The sequence below is a fragment of the Aeromicrobium sp. UC242_57 genome (genome assembly GCF_044452305.1).
Taxonomy (GTDB): Bacteria; Actinomycetota; Actinomycetes; order Propionibacteriales; family Nocardioidaceae; genus Aeromicrobium.
The window spans coordinates 1,270,568-1,287,053 of record NZ_JBIOAM010000005.1; the positions used below are offsets into that span (position 1 = coordinate 1,270,568).

The following is a 16,486-nucleotide window of genomic DNA, read 5'->3' on the forward strand; positions in this document are numbered from 1 at the left end:
CCGTGCGAGCCGGTGGGCGGTCGACGACCTACACCGTCTCGGTGAAGTAGGGAGGCCCCGCCAGTCGTGTGGAGGCGTCGGTCTAGCGCTCGCCGCGTGCGGCCCGCTCGGCCGCCGCCTCCGGATCGTCGACGCCATGGAACCGCTTGTAGCTGTAGACGATGAAGCCCAGTGCCATCAGCGACGATGCGATCAGGGTGCCGGCCGTTGCCCAGCCTCCGGGCAGCCACCACTTGTCGGCGATCGGCCACCAGCCCGGGACGTCGAGGCCGATCCCCCAGATGACGCCGACGACACCGATCGCGATCGCGGCGGTGCAGCTGGCGATGATGCGGGGCCAGGTCTGCACGCCTTCGGCGGCGGACTTCAGGGCCATGACCTCGACGGGGCGAAGGCGGCGTTCGGCCCACTCGTACTGCTGCGACAAGACCGCGAGCCCGGCGAACAGGGCCAGCAGGCCGGGACCGGGCAGCACGAGGGCGGCGAGTCCGACGACGACGAGCGTCCATCCGGCGATCTCGATCGCGAGACGGCGCATCATCTTCTTGGACTTCATGGAAAAGACGGTACAGGGCGAGGTTGCGAGCCTCCGTGGCCTCGACGGGCGGGCGTGATGGGATAGGGGGCATGCGTGTCGTGGCAGTTGCCCTGTTGTTGGTGCTCGCGGGCTGCGGCGGCGGCAGCAGCGAGCCCGCCGCGACCCCGTCGGCGACCACGGCAGCGACGTCGTCGGCCACGGATGCGACCCCGACGACCGAGCCGACGACCGCGACGCCCAAGGGCACGCCTGCCCCTGAAGCGCTGTCAGAGTTCCGGTGCGAGCAGGACGCCGAGGGCAGGTGGAACGCCTCGGGCGTCCTGTCCAACTCTGGCAAGGCCAAGGTCACCTACCAGGTGACGATCTACATCGGCCAGGCCACGGGTGGCGAGGAGCGGGCTCGGACCAAGCAGGTGCCGAGCGTGGCGCCGGACGGCTCGGTCGAGTTCACGATCAAGAACGTCCCCGCGCCCAAGAGCGGCGGCCCGTGCCACGTTCAGGTGCTTGTCACCAGTAGCTTACCCCGGCAGCAAAGACGATTCACGTGTCGCAGGTCACATTGATCGCACTTCCGGAGGAAGTTACAGCCGTGACATTCTTTTCACCCTGCGCACTTCCTCCATGGGATCCGTCCCTTCGGCGTAGATCGGTCCGCCACAGGATGGGGAGGTGCGATGTCCGAGGACTTCACCGTTGTCATCTGGGGTGCGGGAGCGTTGGGTTTCGGCCTGGTCGGCGCACTCGCCTACGAAGCGGGCCACGAGGTCGTCGCAGTGGTGCGCCACAGCACGACCAACAAGGCGAAGGCCGATCGGGTGGAGTCGTTGCAGACCCGGCACCGGTACACCGTCGGCGACGCTGATCCGCGGGTCGTGAGGCTCGCCAAGGTGATTCGCAACGACACCACGCAGGGGCGGACTGCCCTCGACAGGCTGCTCCGTACCCGCAAGAACATCCTGTTCTGCACGACTGCTCGCGCTGGCCAGTCAGACGCCGTGCCGATCATCGAGCGAGCGCGGGAGGAGCGGCGACGAGACGGCAATCCCGGGGTGCTTCTGCTGGCGCCCTGCGAGAACGAGGTCGCGTCGCCCCTGGCGGCTCTCAAGGTCTCGTTGGCTGGTCCCGGCTTCGGCTACCTCGACTCGATGGTCGATCGGATCTGCTTCGAGCCGGTGTCGCGCTCCGGTCTGGTGCACGTTTCGTGCGAGCCCGGCTACGAGTGGGCGTACGGCTCACGAGCGGGGAGCGCTCCAAGAAGAAGCTCGACGGGGTGGTGGCCTGTCTCGACTCGATGCACCTCGATCGGGTGGCTGACATCAGTCCGGTCAAGCAGCGCAAGCTCTGGATGATGAACGGGACGTTGCTGAGTCTCGCCCTCCTGGCCCGAGGTCATGGCTCTGATGTGCATGCCACCTTGAACGAGTACCTGGCGTTGTTCCCGGTGAGCGCCAGCTGCTGCTGGCAGAGCTGTCGAGGGCTGTCGACCTGGCCGGTCTCGGCTACTCGACCAGAGAAGCTTGAGGAGCAGGAGCGCCTCTACCGGATGCGGATCTACGAATCTGCGCGGATGAGCGAGGCCCGCTCTCAGGACGAGGTGACCCGGATCTTGTCCCGGCTGTCGTCGGGACGGCCGGCGAGCTATCTTCGCGATGTCCTGGGCAAGCTCGCCGAGCCGATTGAGCTGCTGAAGCAGCACGGAGAGTCGGATCTGCTGTGCGCCGAGGCGCTGCGGATCGGCTTCTTGCTGGCGAGCGAGACCTTGGACTAGCTGTCGTCCAAGTCGCCCGTGTGCTCGATGGAGTGCAGGCGTCGGCCAGATGACGAAGGTTCTTCTCGACCTGGTGCCCGAGGATGTCTTCTCGCACCCGCGCCTGGGCGACGGCGGCGGCGCTGCGCGCACGTCGGGCATCGAGATCGATCGTAGAGGTGGGAGCGGCGTCGAGGTCGACTCCCGCCTTGCGGGCCGCAGTGCGGTACGCGGTGACCGACGGAAAGCCGAACTGCTCGATCTGCTCGCTCGCACGCTGCAGCTCGGACTGGTGCTGTGCGGCTGCTCGTCGGACGGCCGCAGGTGGGCGTCGTCGGGGCCGCGTCTCAGCAGATTGGGATCAGCCTTGGCTGTTCTCGCCATGGTGCCCCCGTCCGAGGTACGCATCTGCCCCGGCTGGCTGATGGTCGTTTTCCAGTGTAACCAGAGGGACGGATGTGAGGTTTCGTTCCTGAAAACTCGGCGTTTCCTGCCCGGAGGGCCTCAGCCCAGCGGGGCGCCGGTGATCGCCGCAACGCCTTCGCGGGTCTCGCCGGGGGCGAGGTCGCGAAGCACCAGACCGTCGTCGGTCACGTCGATGACGGCGCGATCGGTGATGATGCGGTCGACGACCCGCAGACCGGTCAGGGGCAGGGTGCACTCGGCGACGATCTTGGGGCTGCCGTCCTTGGCGACGTGGTCGGTGATGACCACGATGCGCTTGGTGCCGGCGACGAGATCCATTGCGCCGCCCATGCCCTTGACCAGCGCGCCGGGGACGGCCCAGTTGGCCAGGTCTCCGTTTGCCGCCACCTGCATCGCACCGAGGATCGCGATGTCGACCTTGCCGCCGCGGATCATCGCGAACGACTCGGTCGAGTCGAAGAACGCGGCACCGGCGTTGACCGTGACGGTCTGCTTGCCGGCGTTGATGAGGTCGGGGTCTTCTTCGCCCTCGTAGGGGAAGGGGCCCATGCCGAGGATGCCGTTCTCGGACTGCAGGGTCACGGTCACCCCGTCGGGGATGTGGTTGGCCACCAGGGTCGGGATGCCGATGCCGAGGTTGACGTAGTCGCCGTCGGCCAGCTCGCGGGCGGCGATCGCGGCCATCTCGTCGCGGGTCCACGTCATGACTGTGCTCCTGTCGGATGGGGGCGGGTCGTGCGCTGCTCGATGTCCTTGACCCGGTCGGTCGCCTGGACGACGGACGTCACGTAGACGCCGGGGGTGTGCACGAGCTCGGGGTCGACGGCGTCGACGAGGTGCTCGACCTCGGCGATCGTGACCTTGCCGCACGTCGCGGCGGCCGGGTTGAAGTTGCGGGCTGCGAGCCGGTAGCGCAGGTTGCCGTGCCGGTCGCCGGTGTGGGCGTGCACGAGCGCCAGGTCGGCGACGATGCCGCGTTCCTGCACGTAGGTGATGCCGTCGAACTCGGCGGTCGGCTTGCCCTCGGCGATCTGTGTGCCGACCCCGGTGCGGGTGTAGAACGCCGGGATGCCAGCGCCGCCGGCGCGCATGCGTTCGGCCAGGGTGCCTTGCGGGTTGAACTCGACGTCGAGCACGCCGTCGAGGTACTGACGGGCGAACAGCTTGTTCTCGCCGACGTACGACGCAATGACCTTGGCGACCTGCTGGTTCTCCAGCAGCAGTCCCAGGCCCTTGCCGTCGACGCCCATGTTGTTGGACACGACGGTCAGGTTGGTGACGCCCGAGTCGCGGACGGCTTCGATGAGGTCGGAGGGGATGCCGCACAGGCCGAAACCACCGACGGCGAGGGTCATCCCGTCATGCAGGTGGCCCGCGAGAGCCTCGGCTGCGGAGTTCGCTTCGTTCATTCACCGAACGTTGCCATGCCGATGAATGACGGGCCAATGGTGGCGAGAATCTGTTCCCTTGATGAACGGCGCGACCTCAGGTGTCCGGTGAGCGGACGCTAGGCTGGGGCCATGATCGATGTCGTCTCCCGGGTAGGCGGGCTGCTGCGGGCGGTGGGGGCGCACGAGCCCGAGGGCGTCTCCACGACCGAGGTCGGCCGGAGCTCCGGCATGACCCGGCCCACCGCCCACCGGCTGCTGACCTCGTTGGCCAGGGAGGGGCTCGTCGACCGTGACGAGCAGACGGGCCGGTGGCACCTCGGGCCCGAGCTCTACCTGTTGGGCACGTCGGCCGCCGCGCGGTACGACATCAGCCGCCATGCCCGCGCGATCGTCCACGAGCTTGCGCAGCAGACGGGCGAGAGCGCCTTCTTGTCGGCGCGTCGAGGGGACGAGACGGTGTGCCTGTTGCGCGAGGACGGCAGCTTCCCCTTGCGGTCCCACGTGCTGCACGAAGGGATCAGGTTCCCGCTCGGCGTCGCGTCGGCCGGCCTCGCGATCCTGTCGCACCTGCCCGACCGGGAGGTTGAGTCGTACCTGGAACGGCAGACGGTCGACGAGGAGTGGGGACCGGCTCACGCACCGGGCTGTTGCGTGAGCGCATCGGTGAGACGCGCGCCAGCGGCTACGCGACCAATCCGGGTCTGCTCGTCGAAGGCAGCTGGGGCATGGCCGCCGCCGTGTTCGACCGGGATGGCTCTCCGGCCTGGGCCTTGAGCCTGACGGGGGTCGAGTCGCGTTTCCGCAGCGAGCGGCGGCCCGAGCTCGGTCAGCTGCTGCTCGACCAGGCCCACCGGTTGTCCCAGCGCGTCAGATCAGCTGGTCCGTGAGGTGATCGGGGGTGCCGAAGCGGTGGGCGGTGATGCTGACGGACTGCTCCTTGAGGAAGGGCAGCAAGTCTCCATTCGGCCGGCCTCCGTGACGTCGTGATCGAAGATCGCCAGATCCGGACGTCCGTCGGTGGCCCGGGCGACGTCTGCGGCTGAACCGTCGATCAGCCGCACCCGGTCATGAGGTGCGGACGCCATCCCCGCCAGCCAGGTGTGGTCGTTCTCGACCGTCAGTGCGATTCCCTGGGCAGCCAGCCAGGACTTGATCGACTCGGGCAGGGCGATCGCGCTCGAGATCGTCACAGAGGCTCCGGTGATGGCCGCAAGCTCCGATGACGCGGATCAGCGAGATCGTGCTCCCGCCGTCGGCCAGGCGCACGTGCATGGTCGTCGGCAGGTAGCGGAACACGTTGCGCTCGGCCATCAGCCCCGAGACATCGACCGGGGTGCCGAACAGGTCGCGCCAGGCGAGGGCATCGCTGACGAAGGAACGTTCCAGCAGGTCGAGGTGGCTGTTCTCGGCGCGGAGCTCGCGTGCCGCCGCGAGCAGCTTCTCGACGTGTGGGGCCAGGGCCGCGCCAGTGGCCGTAGCCTGCGCCGTGCGCCACGAGCCGAGGCCGACGAGGTAGTTGGGTCCGCCGGCCTTGTGTCCTGCACCGACGGCTGACTTCTTCCAGCCACCGAAGGGCTGACGCTGCACGATCGCGCCGGTGATGCCGCGGTTGACGTACAGGTTGCCGGCCTGGACACGGTCGAGCCACGTGCCGATCTCTTCCGCGTCGAGCGAGTGCAGGCCTGCGGTCAGGCCGTAGTCGACGTCGTTCTGGATCGCGATGGCCTCCTCGAGGGTGCTGGCCGTCATGATGCCGAGCACGGGGCCGAAGAATTCGGTCAGGTGGACGTTCGAGCCGCGGGCGACCCCGTCCCTGATGCCGGGCGACCAGATCTGACCGTCCTCGTCGAGGCGGCGCGGCTCGACCAGCCACGTCTCGCCGGGGGCCAGGGTCGTCAGTGCGTCGAGCAGCTCGCCGCGGGCCGGCTCGACGAGCGGGCCGACCTGCGTCGTGGGATCGGAGGGCAGGCCCACCCGCAGCGACGTGACGGCGTCGACGGGCTGGGTTGCGGAAGCGCTGGGACGTCGCGACGCTGTCGACCAGGATCACCAGCGATGCGGCCGAGCACTTCTGCCCGGCATGACCGAATGCGGAGTACGCGACGTCCTTGGCGGCGAGGTCGAAGTCGGCGCTCGGTGTGACGATGATGGCGTTCTTGCCACTCGTCTCGGCGAGCATCGGCAGGTCGGGACGGAACGAGCGGAACAGCTCGGCGGTCTCGAACGCGCCGGTCAGGATGACCCGGTCGACACGGGGGTCGAGACGCCAGCCGGGTGCCCAGGTCGCCCTCGGTGACGTGCAGCAGCTGCAGGACGTCGCGGGGGACACCGGCCTCCCAGAGGGCTTCGACCATGACCGAGCCGCTGCGGGCGGCCTGGGGGGGCCGGCTTGATGATGACCGCCGATCCTGCGGCGAGCGCCGCCAGGGTCGAGCCTGCCGGGATGGCGACCGGGAAGTTCCACGGTGGGGTCACGACGGTCAGGGCGGCGGGGACGAACGTCGCGCCGTCGACGGTGTCGAGCCCACGGGCCCAGGTGCGCGTAGTACCGCGCGAAGTCGATTGCCTCGGAGATCTCCGGATCGGACTGGTCGAGGGTCTTGCCGGTCTCTGCGGCCATGACCTCGGCGAAGTCGGCGCGGCGTTCTTCCATGTGGTGCGCGACCTGGTCGAGGATCGCCCCTCGCTCGGCACCTGTCAGGGAGCCCCACGTCGCGGCGCACGCGACGGCTACCGAGATCGCGTCGTCGACACCCTGGGCGGTGACGACGGTGTGCTGCTCGACGAGGTCGCGGCCGAGCGCCGACGTGCTGACCCGGCCGAGGAGCTCGCGGCCCCACTGGCGGTTGGCTGGCAACGACGAGTCGGTGTCGGGGGTGTTGAAGAACGCGGTACCGGTCGGCGCGACGGGAGCCTCGAGCCGGTTCTGCGTGCGGCGCGGCAGCGGGACGTCGGTGTCGAGGTTGGCCAGCGACGCCAGGAAGCGTCCCTTCTCGCGCTCGAACAGCGCCTCGTCGTCGTGCAGGTCGAACACCGCGGACATGAAGTTGTCCTGGCTCGCGCCCTCTTCGAGACGGCGGATCAGGTAGGCGATCGCCACGTCGAACTCGCCGGGGTGCACGACGGGCGTGTACAGCAGCAGGCCGCCGATGTCCTGGCGGATGACCTCGGCCTGTCCCTGCGCCATGCCCAGCAGCATCTCGAGCTCCATGCCGTCGCGGACGCCGCGCTGGCCGGCGAGCAGCCACGAGTACGCCAGGTCGAACAGGTTGTGCCCGGCGACGCCGATGCGCACGTTCTGGACCCGGTCGGGGTGCAGCGCGTAGTCGATGACGCGCTTGTAGTTGGTGTCGGAGTCCTGCTCGGTGCTCCAGGTCGCTAGCGGCCAGTCGTGCAGGGACGACTGACGCGCTCCATCGGCAGGTCGGCGCCCTTGACGACGCGCACCTTGATGCCCGCCCCTCCGGATGCCCGGCGCTCGGCGGCCCAGGTCTGCAGCCGCATCATGGCGTCGAGTGCGTCGGGCAGGTAGGCCTGCAGCACGATGCCTGCTTCGAGCTCGCGCAGGTGCGGCTTGTCCAGGATCGTGGTGAACACCGCGATCGTCAGGTCGAGGTCGCGGTACTCCTCCATGTCGAGGTTGATGAACTTCGGGACGGGGTGGGCGGCGGCACGCTCGAACAGCGGCGTCAGCCGGTCGACGACGTGCTCGACGGCCTCGTCGAAGGCCCACACGGAGTGTGGGCGACGGTCGAGGACACCTTGATCGAGACGTAGTCGACATCGGGCCGGGCCAGGAGGTCGTGCGTGCCCTTGAGTCGGCGGGCGGCCTCGCGCTCACCCAGCACGGCCTCGCCGAGCAGGTTGATGTTGAGCCGCACGCCGCGGCTGCGGATCTTCGCGATGGCCTTGCCGGTCTTCCTGGGCGGGCGTCGACGATGAGGTGGCCGACCATGGCGCGCAGCGCGCGGCGCACGATCGGGATCACGACGCCGGGCAGGACCTGGCCGACGGCAGCACCCAGGCGCACGCCGGTGCGCAGGTGCCACGGCAAGAAGGCCGGGATGTCCTTGGCCAGCTCGGCGAAGTTGCGGGCCGCGACGGCCGAGTCCTCGGGGCGGATCACGCCATCGATGAAGCCGACCGTGAAGGGCAGGCCGCGGGGATCCTTCAACAGTCCGGCTAGCTGGCTCGCGGAGGCGTCGGTCGGCACCTTGGCGGACTCGGTCAGCCAGCGGCGGACGAGGGCGATGCTCTCGTCGGCGAGGGGAGTCGTGGATTCCATGACTTCAGTGTGCGCAGTGATTCCGTTAAGGTAAAGCGATGATTATTGACCGATAATCTTCGCTTTTACTTACTGGACGGTGTACATGCTGGACGTCAGGCGACTTCGACTCCTGCGCGAGGTGCAGGTGCGCGGCACGCTGGCCGGAGTCGCTGCGGCCCTGCACCAAAGTCCCTCGTCGATCTCCCAGCAGCTGACGCTGCTCGAGAAGGAAGTCGGCGTCGAGCTGCTCCGCAAGGCTGGTCGGGGAGTGCAGCCCACGCCGCAGGCGCAGATCCTCGTCGAGCACACCGGGGCCGTCCTGCAGCGGCTCGAGCAGGCCGAGACCGACCTCGCCGCCTCGCTGGAAGAGGCGACCGGCACCGTGCGGATCGCAGCGTTCCAGTCCGCAGCGCTCGCGCTGATGCCCGACACGCTGACCCGGCTCGCGCGGGAGCATCCGCGGCTGCGCGTCACGATGACGCAGCGCGAACCGGAGTCGGCGCTGTACGAGACGTGGGCCCGCGACTTCGACCTGGTCATCGCCGAGCAGTATCCGGGACATGCGGCACCCCGTCATGACGGCTCGACCGACTGGCGCTGACGTCCGATGCGATCCGGCTCGCCGTCGCCCCGACGGCTCTGGGCGGTCCCCGCATCGACTCGATCGCCGACACCGCAGGTCTGCCCTGGGTCATGGAGCCGCCCGGCGTCGCATCGAGGCACTTCGCCGAGCAGGCGTGCCGGGTTGCCGGGTTCGAGCCCGACGTCCGGTTCGAGACCGCCGACCTGCAGGCGCAGATTCGGCTGATCGAGTCTGGCAACGCCGTCGCGCTGCTGCCTGACCTGTTGTGGATGGGCCGTGAGCCGACGGTGCGACTGATCGACCTCGACGATGCGCCGCGGCGCACGATCTTCACCTCGGCCCGCATCGCGGCGGCCCGCCAGCCAGCGGTCGTGGCCTGTCGAGAAGCGCTGAATTCTGTGGCGCCGGGCTGACACAATGCGTAGCGGATCCACCGACCCGGAAGGACGCACCGTGCAGCACTGCATCAATGCCGCGACTGGACTGACCCTCGACGTCGAGACCGTCGGGGAGGGCGAGCCCCTGTTGCTGATCCAGGGCATGTCGGGCCACGGCGGGATGTGGGGGGACGCCTTCGTCGGAGCGCTCGCACGTCAGCACCAGGTCATCACGTACGACCATCGAGGCATCGGCGCCAGCTCGCGTGCGGAGGGACCGTTCACGATCGCCGACCTGGCCGATGATGCTGCCGCGCTGCGAGACGCACTCGGTCACGAGTCGGCTCACGTCATGGGGATCTCGATGGGCGGGACTGGTTGCTCAGGAGCTGGCGCTGCGTGCGCCCGAGCGGGTCCGCAGCCTGGTGCTCGGATGCACGAGCGCGGGTGGACCGGGCGCCTTCGACGCTCCTGGCCCAGGCCGGCTGATGCGGGCGATCGCGTCGCGAGACGCCGAACGGGCGACGCAGGTGGGATTCGAGGTCAACGTGTCGCCGGAGTTCGCCGCCCGACCGGGCGAGCTCGACCGGTTCAGGTCCGTCACGATGGCCAGGCGGGTGCCGGCCGCGGTCGTCGCACTTCAGAGCACCGCCTGCATGAGCCACGACACGCGCTCGCGGCTGGGACTCATCAACGTCCCGACTCTCGTCGTGCACGGCGACCTCGACGAGATGATCGTGGCGGCTGAGGGTGCCGCGCTGGCGGCCGGAATCGTGGGCGCCACGCACGAGTCGTGGTCGGGAGTCGGTCACCTGTTCTGGTGGGAACGGCCGGACGATGCGGCGGCGCTCGTGCTGGGCCACACTGAGGCGGCTACAGCCCGGCGATGACCGGATGGATGTGCTGGTCACCGCTGGGGTAGCCGGGAGGATCCGCCGGGAACACCGCCGTCGTGATGACTAGTTCGGCGATCCGGTCGACCTGGAACATCGTCCAGAACGGCGGCATGATCGAGTTGCTTCGTCCGCCGATCTGGTACCCGCGCAGCGACAACCGGCCCGTCATGCGGTGGAGACCCAACGTCGCCGGCTGGACGACGCGAGGCTGGCGGTCATATCTGAACTCGACCAGGAGTCGGTGGCGGATCGCATGCTCCAGCCTCGGCAGCCTTCATCTGGCGAGCTGGCGTTCTGACGTCGCGCACCTGGGCGATCAGATCGTCGAGCTTGCGCTGCTGGATCGCGATCTCGGCGCGGAGGTCTTCGAGCGCGACGATCTGAGCGACTGCATCCTCGATGCCGAAACGCCGGATCGCGGCCCGCAGAAGCTCGACCTGCGTCGGCAGGTCGAGATCGTCAGCAGGCGCCGGTGCCCCCGAGCATCGGCACCGGCGCACTGGACGACGGTCGGATCTGGTTCGTGGCCGGGTACGGCTGACCTCATGAATCTGACCCCTCTGACAGATCGCGGACAACGGTCAGGGCGCCGAAAACTCGGCTCCCTACCTATTGATCACACTCAGGGGGCGATTATTACGACGGCTCGAAGATTTTTTCGGGACTTCTGCGGACCTCATCATTCCGCCTGCGGAGCCGGGCTACTGCTTCGTTGCCGGCCCTTTGTCACTGACATATCTGGCGTCCAGGATGGCCGTGAATGCGTAGATGGCCGGGGCCTTGATCCCGACATCGGAATCGTTCTTGATGAGTATCTCTTCGGTTCCCAGGAGGCCGCCGGTGTCCGGGCTGATGATGAGAATCTTGCGGAACTGCGGTGAGTCCGCGGGGATGAGCGAGATCCCGATGCCTGAGCGTCCTGCTCGATCGTTGACGCTTCCCAGGGAGCGCAGAGATGGCTCTTCGCTCAACATCCGCCAGAAGGCGGCGGCGAGCTCGGGGGGATCACGTACTGGCTGTAGAGAGTTGCGATCTCCTGATAGATGCACTGCGCGCGCTCGGGGCTCGCTGCCTTGGCCTCACACTGGCCAGCCTCCAGCAGCGCCTTGCGGACCGAGCGGAAGTCGCCGTGGAGCTTGCTGACGAAGGTGGGGTCCAGCCCGTCCTCAGCTGGGTAGGTCTCGTCGATCGGCCCGACGGGAGAGTCCGCATGATCGTCTCGTGACAAGCCGCGCCCGTCAGGAGAGAGGGGATGCCCGGCCGTCTCGCGGACCCATGTCGTCCCATCAGAGCGGAACCACGTCTCGCGGCGCTTAGGGATGAGCTGGGCGGCTTCGGTGGCGTCGAGGGTGGCGAACCAGTTGTCGGTCAGCACGTACTGAGTGCTGCCAGAGCGCGGCAAGGCTTCCTGACGCTTTGCGGCCTGGGCGAGGTCCCGGAGTGTGCCCTGGGCATCCTCGCCTGGGGCGTAGGCGATGTTCTGGGCGGCAGCGAATTCGTAGTCCAGCACGGGAGGGGTGAGTGCTACGGCTGATTGCTGCTGCGATGGTGCCACCACGACGACTGCAACGGCTACGGCAGCCGCAGCGGCCACCGCGGCGAGCAGCGGGAGGTGACGAGACTTCTGACGGAGCGGTGAGGGTGCTGGGGTGCCGTCGAGGTCGGAACCGGACGACTTCAGTCGGGCGAGGATAGATTCAGGTGACTCTAGGGTCACGCCGACCGACTCAGGGGTGATCATGCCGGGCATGCCACGCTCGCTGGCCTCTAGGCGCAAGAGCGCGAGCTCGCGGTCGTCGTCATCGGCATGGGTTTCGTTCTCTGGCATCAGATCCCTCCTCTCGTGCTCGGTTCGGGTGCGCCTGCATCACGGTGCAGTGCTTTGATCCTGCTTCTCAGCCGGGACACCCGGGTCGTGAACGTTCCGGTCGAGACCGCCAGCATCGCCGAGGCCTCTTCACGAGTGACGTCTTTCATGAAGGCCACGTCGAAAAGCTCCTGCTCCAAGGCGCTGAGCTGCTGGTAGATCCAACGGCCCTCAGCCGTCTCGACAACTGACTCCGACACGTCGGGAACCACTGGGGGCCGGGAGGGGTAGTCCTCGACAAACCGGTTGTCGTGATGCTTGCGACGAACGCGTTCCGTCTCCTGGAGCACCTTATAGCGACCGATCGTGAAGACCCAGCCGATTCGCGCAGTCGGATCATCGGGGCATTCGTCGCGCTTGTGCCAGACCGTCTCAAAGGTCTGGCTCACCGCGTCGTCGGCAGCCTGCGGAGGAAGTCGACGCGCGGCGAACGAGAACAGCCTGCCACTGAGTTCCCGGTACAGGGCAGTGAAATCGTCTTCGCCCACCTCAGCACTCTACCTGTGGTCCAGGTGTGAAGACGTCGAGGTTCTGGCCTGTCTACGCGGATGCCCCTCCCGGACGATCAGCAGTTGGCGATCGTTGCCAGGTACACGGCTTTGGCGTTGTCCTGCCAGCCGGAGAGGTTGCCGGAACGAGCACCAGGTTCGAGGCATACGTAGGAGCCGGAGCCGTCCGCCGTCTGGTGCAGCCAGGTTCGCTTGGTCCGACGGTTGTAGTACGACTCGATCGTGGACATGCCGGTGGGGTGGTATGCCCCGGTCGCAGCGGTCTTCTTCATCGTGCCGCTGTAGTTCGTTCCGCTCCACCAGCACATGTAGCCGCTGGGGCAGTCGCTCGCAAGGGCTTCTGCCGGGCCGGCGGAGAAGAGGCTGATGCCAATCGTCAGGGCCAGGAGGGAGATGGACGTAAGAGTTTTGGGTGTCTTCATGACACCCAATCCCGGTCGCCATCACCGGATTACCAACGTCTCGTTCGTGTAAGAATCGTGCTGCGAAGGGGACGCGCGCGCGATCAGGTGGTGGCACGACAACGCGTCGAGGACGTGTGAGGAAGAACTTCGCAGGAGCCTGTAACAAGCGGCGTAGTTGAGGGATCTATCTGTGTGAGGCCAACGGTGCCGATGAGATGGGTGATCTTCGCGTCGGAATCACTCTGCTCAAAAGACGTTCGTTGTTTCGATCTCAAAGCCTGGAACAATATGCTTGCAAGCAATCGCGATCTCTTGCCCGGAACTTGGCTGTTTGTTGCAGATCGTAGACATCACCTAGCCCAAGGAGAGCGCCGTGGATCGGGTCAATCGCGAGATCATCGGACACCTGCTGACCGACGGCCGCGCCACGTATCAGCAGATCGGCGCCAAGGTCGGCCTGTCTGCCCCTGCCGTCAAGCGCCGCGTCGACCAGATGCTCGTGCGCAAGGAGATCGCCGGGTTCACCGCGCTCATCGACCCGGCCTCGCTCGGCTGGGACACCGAGGCGTACGTCGAGCTTTCCTACCAGGGCAATGTCTCGACCGAGCGGCTCAAACGTGATCTGGAGGCGATCCCGGAGGTCGTGGGGGTGTGGACCATCACGGGCGATGCCGATGCGCTCGTCCACGTCATGGCCTCGAGCATGGCTGAGATCGAACGGACCGTCGAACGGATGCGGGAGTTCGAGAACGTCGACCGGACCCGCAGCGTCATCGTGATGTCGCGGATCTTCGAGCGCCCCCGCACGTGGCTGCGCTTATGCCCCTGCGCCGTCACACCAGTGTCACACGGCCTGTGGGTGGGGACGCGGCTTACAGTGCGTTGATGGGTGGCTGGTACACCGCGATGATGGGCGTGCCGTTGGCCCCGATGGCCGGTACCTGTACGCGTGAGGAGGCGACTCCAACAGTCACCACCGCTACATCGCCGCACCGGCCTTCACCGACCATGCGCATGCCATTTGTTCCTGCCATGAGGCTTTGGATTTGTGCTAGATCGGATGCATCAATCGATGCGCTCAGTACTGACCCAGTGGGCGGATCCTCCATCAACGCCTCGCATGCCGCGTTTTCACTGCGGTACATCTTTGACGACGGCACGATGTCAGGCTCCTGCACGCGGCCCGTCGTCGAATCGTCTTGGCTTGTCTGGCCGCATGCCGATACCAAGCAGGCCGCAGTAAGCGCCGCCGCCGAAAGAGCCGCCCGCGAACGCGGGACGACTGCCGCGCATACCAGTCTTGGTCGTGACATCTATCCTCCTCGGGCCGTACCAACACCACGTTCATGCTGATCGTGCGATCAGTCCTGATGTAGGTGAGGTAGTCCTCAAATGATCAGACCACGTCTGAGACGACCTCTTCGATGTGTTCACGTGTTTCCCCGGTGGGGGGTGGCACGATCAAGACGAACGTGATCTGGTTGCCACCACTTCGGGCGATCAAAGTCCTTGGAACTTGTGTTGACCAACCTCGACAGCCCCGACTCCCTACGGCCTGCTGAAGAAACTCTGTGGCTGAGGGTAAGGATCCTGCCTAGTTGGACACTTCAAGGTATGGATGATGTTGAGGTGCGAGCATCCGCTGCGGCTGACATGAACGACCAACAGCCCTGGACGCTGTGACTGACGGGGACCGGCGGATGTTCGACCTCTTCTACGCACGGACAGCGCCTGCCGTTGCGAGGTTCGCGTGGTCGTTGTCCGCCTCCCGCGAGGCCGTGGAGGAATTGCTTCAGGACACGTTCCTGACGGCGTGGAGTAGGCCGGGGGCTGTGAGGGTCATCAACGACTCGGCTCTGCCGTGGCTTCTTGTGACGTGTCGCAATCACGCCAGAAACCGCGCTCGTCGTGACCAACGCTGGAACGAGATGATCCAGCTGGAGGAATCACTGACAGCAGATGCGGCAGACACCGCCGCAGCAGTTCAGCTGCAGTGGGCGCTGAGCTCCATCACCAACCTTCCCGATACAGATCGTGTGGTCTGCGAGCCAGTGCTGTTGCAGGGGTTCAGCGACCGCGAGGCAGCTGGACGGCTCCGCATCAGTGAGGCGTCGGTGGGGAAGCGTCTGAGTAGATCGAGAAAGATCCTCCGAAGGGAAGTGCAGGAATGACAACTCTCAAACCGCGGGAGCTGCCGAGCGATGCTGAGTTCGATCAGATGATTTCGGGCGCGCATCAAAAGATCAATCGCGTGACGCTGGCCAGGCCGCATCAGGGTTGTCAGCGACGAAACCGCAGCAGAGCTGTCGCGGCAGGAGTAGCCGCCTTGGCCGTTGCTGGCGGCGGTGCTGCGGTGGCCAATGTGGGGCCGTTCGCCCCAACCGATTCGGGGAACTACTCAAACGTGCAAGGCCCAGCGGGCATGGATGGCAAGCCTGCGGCCGGCCGAGGTGAGAACGCAATCACCACAACGCCGTGGCCCAAGAACGATTTTGGTCTCACGTTCGGCGAACCCACCCGAGCAGACGTTCTCGCCCACAACCTGCCCGATCTGATCCCGGTCATCACTGAGAACGGAGATTATGGGTTCTGGCGATCCGAGGATGCCTACACCTACACAGGTGCGGGCAATGTTGAGACCTTGCCAGAGCATCTCAACGTCTACGGACCGGATGGGAAGACTCTTCTGGGAGGAAGGGAGCTTTGTCCGCTGATCCCGAGGCCGCCGGATAGCAACAGCGGTGTGACAAGTTATGCGCCTGTGCCGTCACACCAGTGTCACACGGCCGGTGCTGGCCGGTGCCGGTAGACACCGTTTGGCTGCCTCGCCGAATACAGCTCAGTACATGCATCACGGTTAGTTGCTTTCAGCCGCGATGACCTCCGAGGCAGGCAGGAGGTCATCGCGAACTGGTGTCCGAGTGACTCAGATTCGAGGACTTCGCCGGTCTTCGGGTCGAGGGCTTGACCGTCTTCGTTGGTCATGCTCATGGTGCTGTATACGAAGGTGTCCAACACGGTCTTGCCATCGGGGCCGTAGAGATTGCGAACTTCTTCGCCCTTTTCGTTGTAGATATCTTTGGTGCGAGCGATTTCTTCTTCAGTGGTTTTCGCCTCGGGCAGGTACGTTTCATCGTTTCGCAGGAAACCTCCCGGGCCGTCAGGGGTGGGCTGGAACGGCCGTAGGTCGGGAACGTTCCCCCTCCTCAACATCGGCTGGCGTCGCGTACCCGTAGGTCAGGCCGAATTCGTTCTTTGGCCACGATTTTGTCACTGCGTCGCCTGGCGAACCGTCCGGCATTCGAATATCGGCCAACGGGTGGCTGTTTGACGCTGTCCCTGAGTCTGGGTCATTCGCGAACGCGACCATTCCTCCGCCGATGCTGAGACCGAGGCCTGCAGCGCACGTTAGGGCAACGACAGATCTACGTACTGATTGCTTCATATTGCTCCTAGTCCCGATCAAAGTGCTCTGCGAGGT

General features: G+C 66.4%; 23 protein-coding genes and 1 pseudogene. 13 read left to right on the forward strand and 11 right to left on the reverse strand.

What is annotated here, in order from left to right; genetic code table 11:
- Positions 1-82 precede the first annotated feature (82 nt).
- A complete protein-coding gene (locus tag ACHMWU_RS29615) occupies positions 83-556 on the reverse strand; it encodes a PGPGW domain-containing protein (RefSeq protein ID WP_396049051.1) in 474 nt (157 codons plus the stop codon).
- Positions 557-627: 71 nt separating this feature from the next.
- Between ACHMWU_RS29615 and ACHMWU_RS29620 the strand changes: the two genes are divergently transcribed.
- The 3 genes from ACHMWU_RS29620 to ACHMWU_RS29630 all read left to right on the forward strand — a co-directional run bounded on the left by ACHMWU_RS29620 (position 628) and on the right by ACHMWU_RS29630 (position 2,306).
- Positions 628-1,101, forward strand: coding sequence for a hypothetical protein (locus tag ACHMWU_RS29620; protein WP_396049052.1), 474 nt, complete (start codon positions 628-630; stop codon positions 1,099-1,101).
- Between the two features lie 111 nt (positions 1,102-1,212).
- Positions 1,213-1,887, forward strand: a complete 675-nt coding sequence (locus tag ACHMWU_RS29625; RefSeq protein WP_396049054.1) for a hypothetical protein — start codon at positions 1,213-1,215, stop codon at positions 1,885-1,887.
- The gene (locus ACHMWU_RS29630) at positions 1,845-2,306 is read left to right on the forward strand and encodes a hypothetical protein (RefSeq protein ID WP_396049055.1); all 462 of its coding nucleotides are present in this window, start codon (positions 1,845-1,847) and stop codon (positions 2,304-2,306) included. Before ACHMWU_RS29625 ends, ACHMWU_RS29630 begins: the two co-directional genes overlap by 43 nt.
- 483 nt (positions 2,307-2,789) lie before the next feature.
- Here ACHMWU_RS29630 and ACHMWU_RS29635 read toward each other — a convergent pair whose 3' ends face one another.
- Together ACHMWU_RS29635 and ACHMWU_RS29640 are read right to left on the reverse strand one after the other, a co-directional pair.
- Positions 2,790-3,416 carry a CoA transferase subunit B gene (locus ACHMWU_RS29635; RefSeq protein WP_396049057.1) on the reverse strand — a complete coding sequence of 209 codons (627 nt, stop codon included), beginning with the start codon at positions 3,414-3,416 and terminating at the stop codon, positions 2,790-2,792.
- Positions 3,413-4,120, reverse strand: a complete 708-nt coding sequence (locus ACHMWU_RS29640; protein WP_396049059.1) for a CoA transferase subunit A — start codon at positions 4,118-4,120, stop codon at positions 3,413-3,415. Before ACHMWU_RS29640 ends, ACHMWU_RS29635 begins: the two co-directional genes overlap by 4 nt.
- A gap of 111 nt (positions 4,121-4,231) precedes the next feature.
- Here ACHMWU_RS29640 and ACHMWU_RS29645 point away from each other — a divergent pair, with 111 nt between their 5' ends.
- Positions 4,232-4,876 carry an IclR family transcriptional regulator gene (locus tag ACHMWU_RS29645; RefSeq protein WP_396049061.1) on the forward strand — a complete coding sequence of 215 codons (645 nt, stop codon included), beginning with the start codon at positions 4,232-4,234 and terminating at the stop codon, positions 4,874-4,876.
- Positions 4,804-4,989: a hypothetical protein gene (locus ACHMWU_RS29650; protein ID WP_396049287.1), complete on the forward strand. Its 186-nt coding sequence runs from the start codon at positions 4,804-4,806 to the stop codon at positions 4,987-4,989. The genes ACHMWU_RS29645 and ACHMWU_RS29650 overlap by 73 nt, the downstream gene beginning before the upstream one ends.
- Here ACHMWU_RS29650 and ACHMWU_RS29655 read toward each other — a convergent pair.
- Positions 4,970-8,387 (reverse strand): annotated as a pseudogene (locus ACHMWU_RS29655) (bifunctional proline dehydrogenase/L-glutamate gamma-semialdehyde dehydrogenase). The gene ACHMWU_RS29650 and the pseudogene ACHMWU_RS29655 overlap by 20 nt on opposite strands.
- Positions 8,388-8,472: 85 nt before the next feature.
- Here ACHMWU_RS29655 and ACHMWU_RS29660 point away from each other — a divergent pair.
- The 4 genes from ACHMWU_RS29660 (at position 8,473) to ACHMWU_RS29675 (ending at position 10,219) form a co-directional block, all read left to right on the forward strand.
- Positions 8,473-8,970 (forward strand): LysR family transcriptional regulator, encoded by a 498-nt coding sequence (locus ACHMWU_RS29660; RefSeq protein ID WP_396049063.1) that lies wholly within the window; start codon positions 8,473-8,475, stop codon positions 8,968-8,970.
- A gap of 38 nt (positions 8,971-9,008) precedes the next feature.
- The gene (locus tag ACHMWU_RS29665) at positions 9,009-9,365 is read left to right on the forward strand and encodes a LysR substrate-binding domain-containing protein (protein WP_396049288.1); all 357 of its coding nucleotides are present in this window, start codon (positions 9,009-9,011) and stop codon (positions 9,363-9,365) included.
- 145 nt (positions 9,366-9,510) lie between these two features.
- Complete coding sequence (locus tag ACHMWU_RS29670; RefSeq protein WP_396049289.1) at positions 9,511-10,077, forward strand: alpha/beta fold hydrolase; 567 nt, start codon at positions 9,511-9,513, stop codon at positions 10,075-10,077.
- Complete coding sequence (locus ACHMWU_RS29675; protein ID WP_396049064.1) at positions 10,061-10,219, forward strand: hypothetical protein; 159 nt, start codon at positions 10,061-10,063, stop codon at positions 10,217-10,219. The genes ACHMWU_RS29670 and ACHMWU_RS29675 overlap by 17 nt, the downstream gene beginning before the upstream one ends.
- On the opposite strand, the gene ACHMWU_RS29680 is transcribed toward ACHMWU_RS29675, so the two are convergent.
- From ACHMWU_RS29680 to ACHMWU_RS29705, 6 genes are all read right to left on the reverse strand, one after another.
- Positions 10,203-10,394: a hypothetical protein gene (locus ACHMWU_RS29680; protein ID WP_396049066.1), complete on the reverse strand. Its 192-nt coding sequence runs from the start codon at positions 10,392-10,394 to the stop codon at positions 10,203-10,205. The two genes, ACHMWU_RS29675 and ACHMWU_RS29680, sit on opposite strands and share 17 nt — an antisense overlap.
- Positions 10,395-10,440: 46 nt before the next feature.
- Entirely contained in the window at positions 10,441-10,725 is a 285-nt protein-coding gene (locus ACHMWU_RS29685; protein ID WP_396049068.1) for a hypothetical protein, read from the reverse strand.
- 201 nt (positions 10,726-10,926) lie between these two features.
- Positions 10,927-11,199, reverse strand: a complete 273-nt coding sequence (locus ACHMWU_RS29690; RefSeq protein WP_396049069.1) for a hypothetical protein — start codon at positions 11,197-11,199, stop codon at positions 10,927-10,929.
- Positions 11,193-11,975 (reverse strand): hypothetical protein, encoded by a 783-nt coding sequence (locus ACHMWU_RS29695; RefSeq protein WP_396049071.1) that lies wholly within the window; start codon positions 11,973-11,975, stop codon positions 11,193-11,195. The genes ACHMWU_RS29690 and ACHMWU_RS29695 overlap by 7 nt, the downstream gene beginning before the upstream one ends.
- 77 nt (positions 11,976-12,052) lie before the next feature.
- Positions 12,053-12,580, reverse strand: coding sequence for an RNA polymerase sigma factor (locus tag ACHMWU_RS29700; protein WP_396049073.1), 528 nt, complete (start codon positions 12,578-12,580; stop codon positions 12,053-12,055).
- Between the two features lie 77 nt (positions 12,581-12,657).
- Positions 12,658-13,023, reverse strand: coding sequence for a peptidase inhibitor family I36 protein (locus ACHMWU_RS29705; protein ID WP_396049074.1), 366 nt, complete (start codon positions 13,021-13,023; stop codon positions 12,658-12,660).
- 355 nt (positions 13,024-13,378) lie between these two features.
- On the opposite strand from ACHMWU_RS29705, the gene ACHMWU_RS29710 reads away from it, so the two are divergent.
- Complete coding sequence (locus ACHMWU_RS29710; RefSeq protein ID WP_396049075.1) at positions 13,379-13,891, forward strand: Lrp/AsnC family transcriptional regulator; 513 nt, start codon at positions 13,379-13,381, stop codon at positions 13,889-13,891.
- On the opposite strand, the gene ACHMWU_RS29715 is transcribed toward ACHMWU_RS29710, so the two are convergent.
- On the reverse strand, positions 13,878-14,183 hold the full coding sequence (locus ACHMWU_RS29715) for a hypothetical protein (protein ID WP_396049076.1): 306 nt from the start codon (positions 14,181-14,183) through the stop codon (positions 13,878-13,880). The two genes, ACHMWU_RS29710 and ACHMWU_RS29715, sit on opposite strands and share 14 nt — an antisense overlap.
- A gap of 522 nt (positions 14,184-14,705) precedes the next feature.
- Here ACHMWU_RS29715 and ACHMWU_RS29720 point away from each other — a divergent pair.
- The 3 genes from ACHMWU_RS29720 (at position 14,706) to ACHMWU_RS29730 (ending at position 16,191) form a co-directional block, all read left to right on the forward strand.
- Positions 14,706-15,176, forward strand: a complete 471-nt coding sequence (locus ACHMWU_RS29720) for an RNA polymerase sigma factor (RefSeq protein WP_396049077.1) — start codon at positions 14,706-14,708, stop codon at positions 15,174-15,176.
- Positions 15,173-15,814, forward strand: a complete 642-nt coding sequence (locus tag ACHMWU_RS29725; RefSeq protein WP_396049079.1) for a hypothetical protein — start codon at positions 15,173-15,175, stop codon at positions 15,812-15,814. Before ACHMWU_RS29720 ends, ACHMWU_RS29725 begins: the two co-directional genes overlap by 4 nt.
- Before the next feature lie 155 nt (positions 15,815-15,969).
- Complete coding sequence (locus ACHMWU_RS29730) at positions 15,970-16,191, forward strand: hypothetical protein (RefSeq protein ID WP_396049081.1); 222 nt, start codon at positions 15,970-15,972, stop codon at positions 16,189-16,191.
- Positions 16,192-16,486 lie beyond the last annotated feature (295 nt).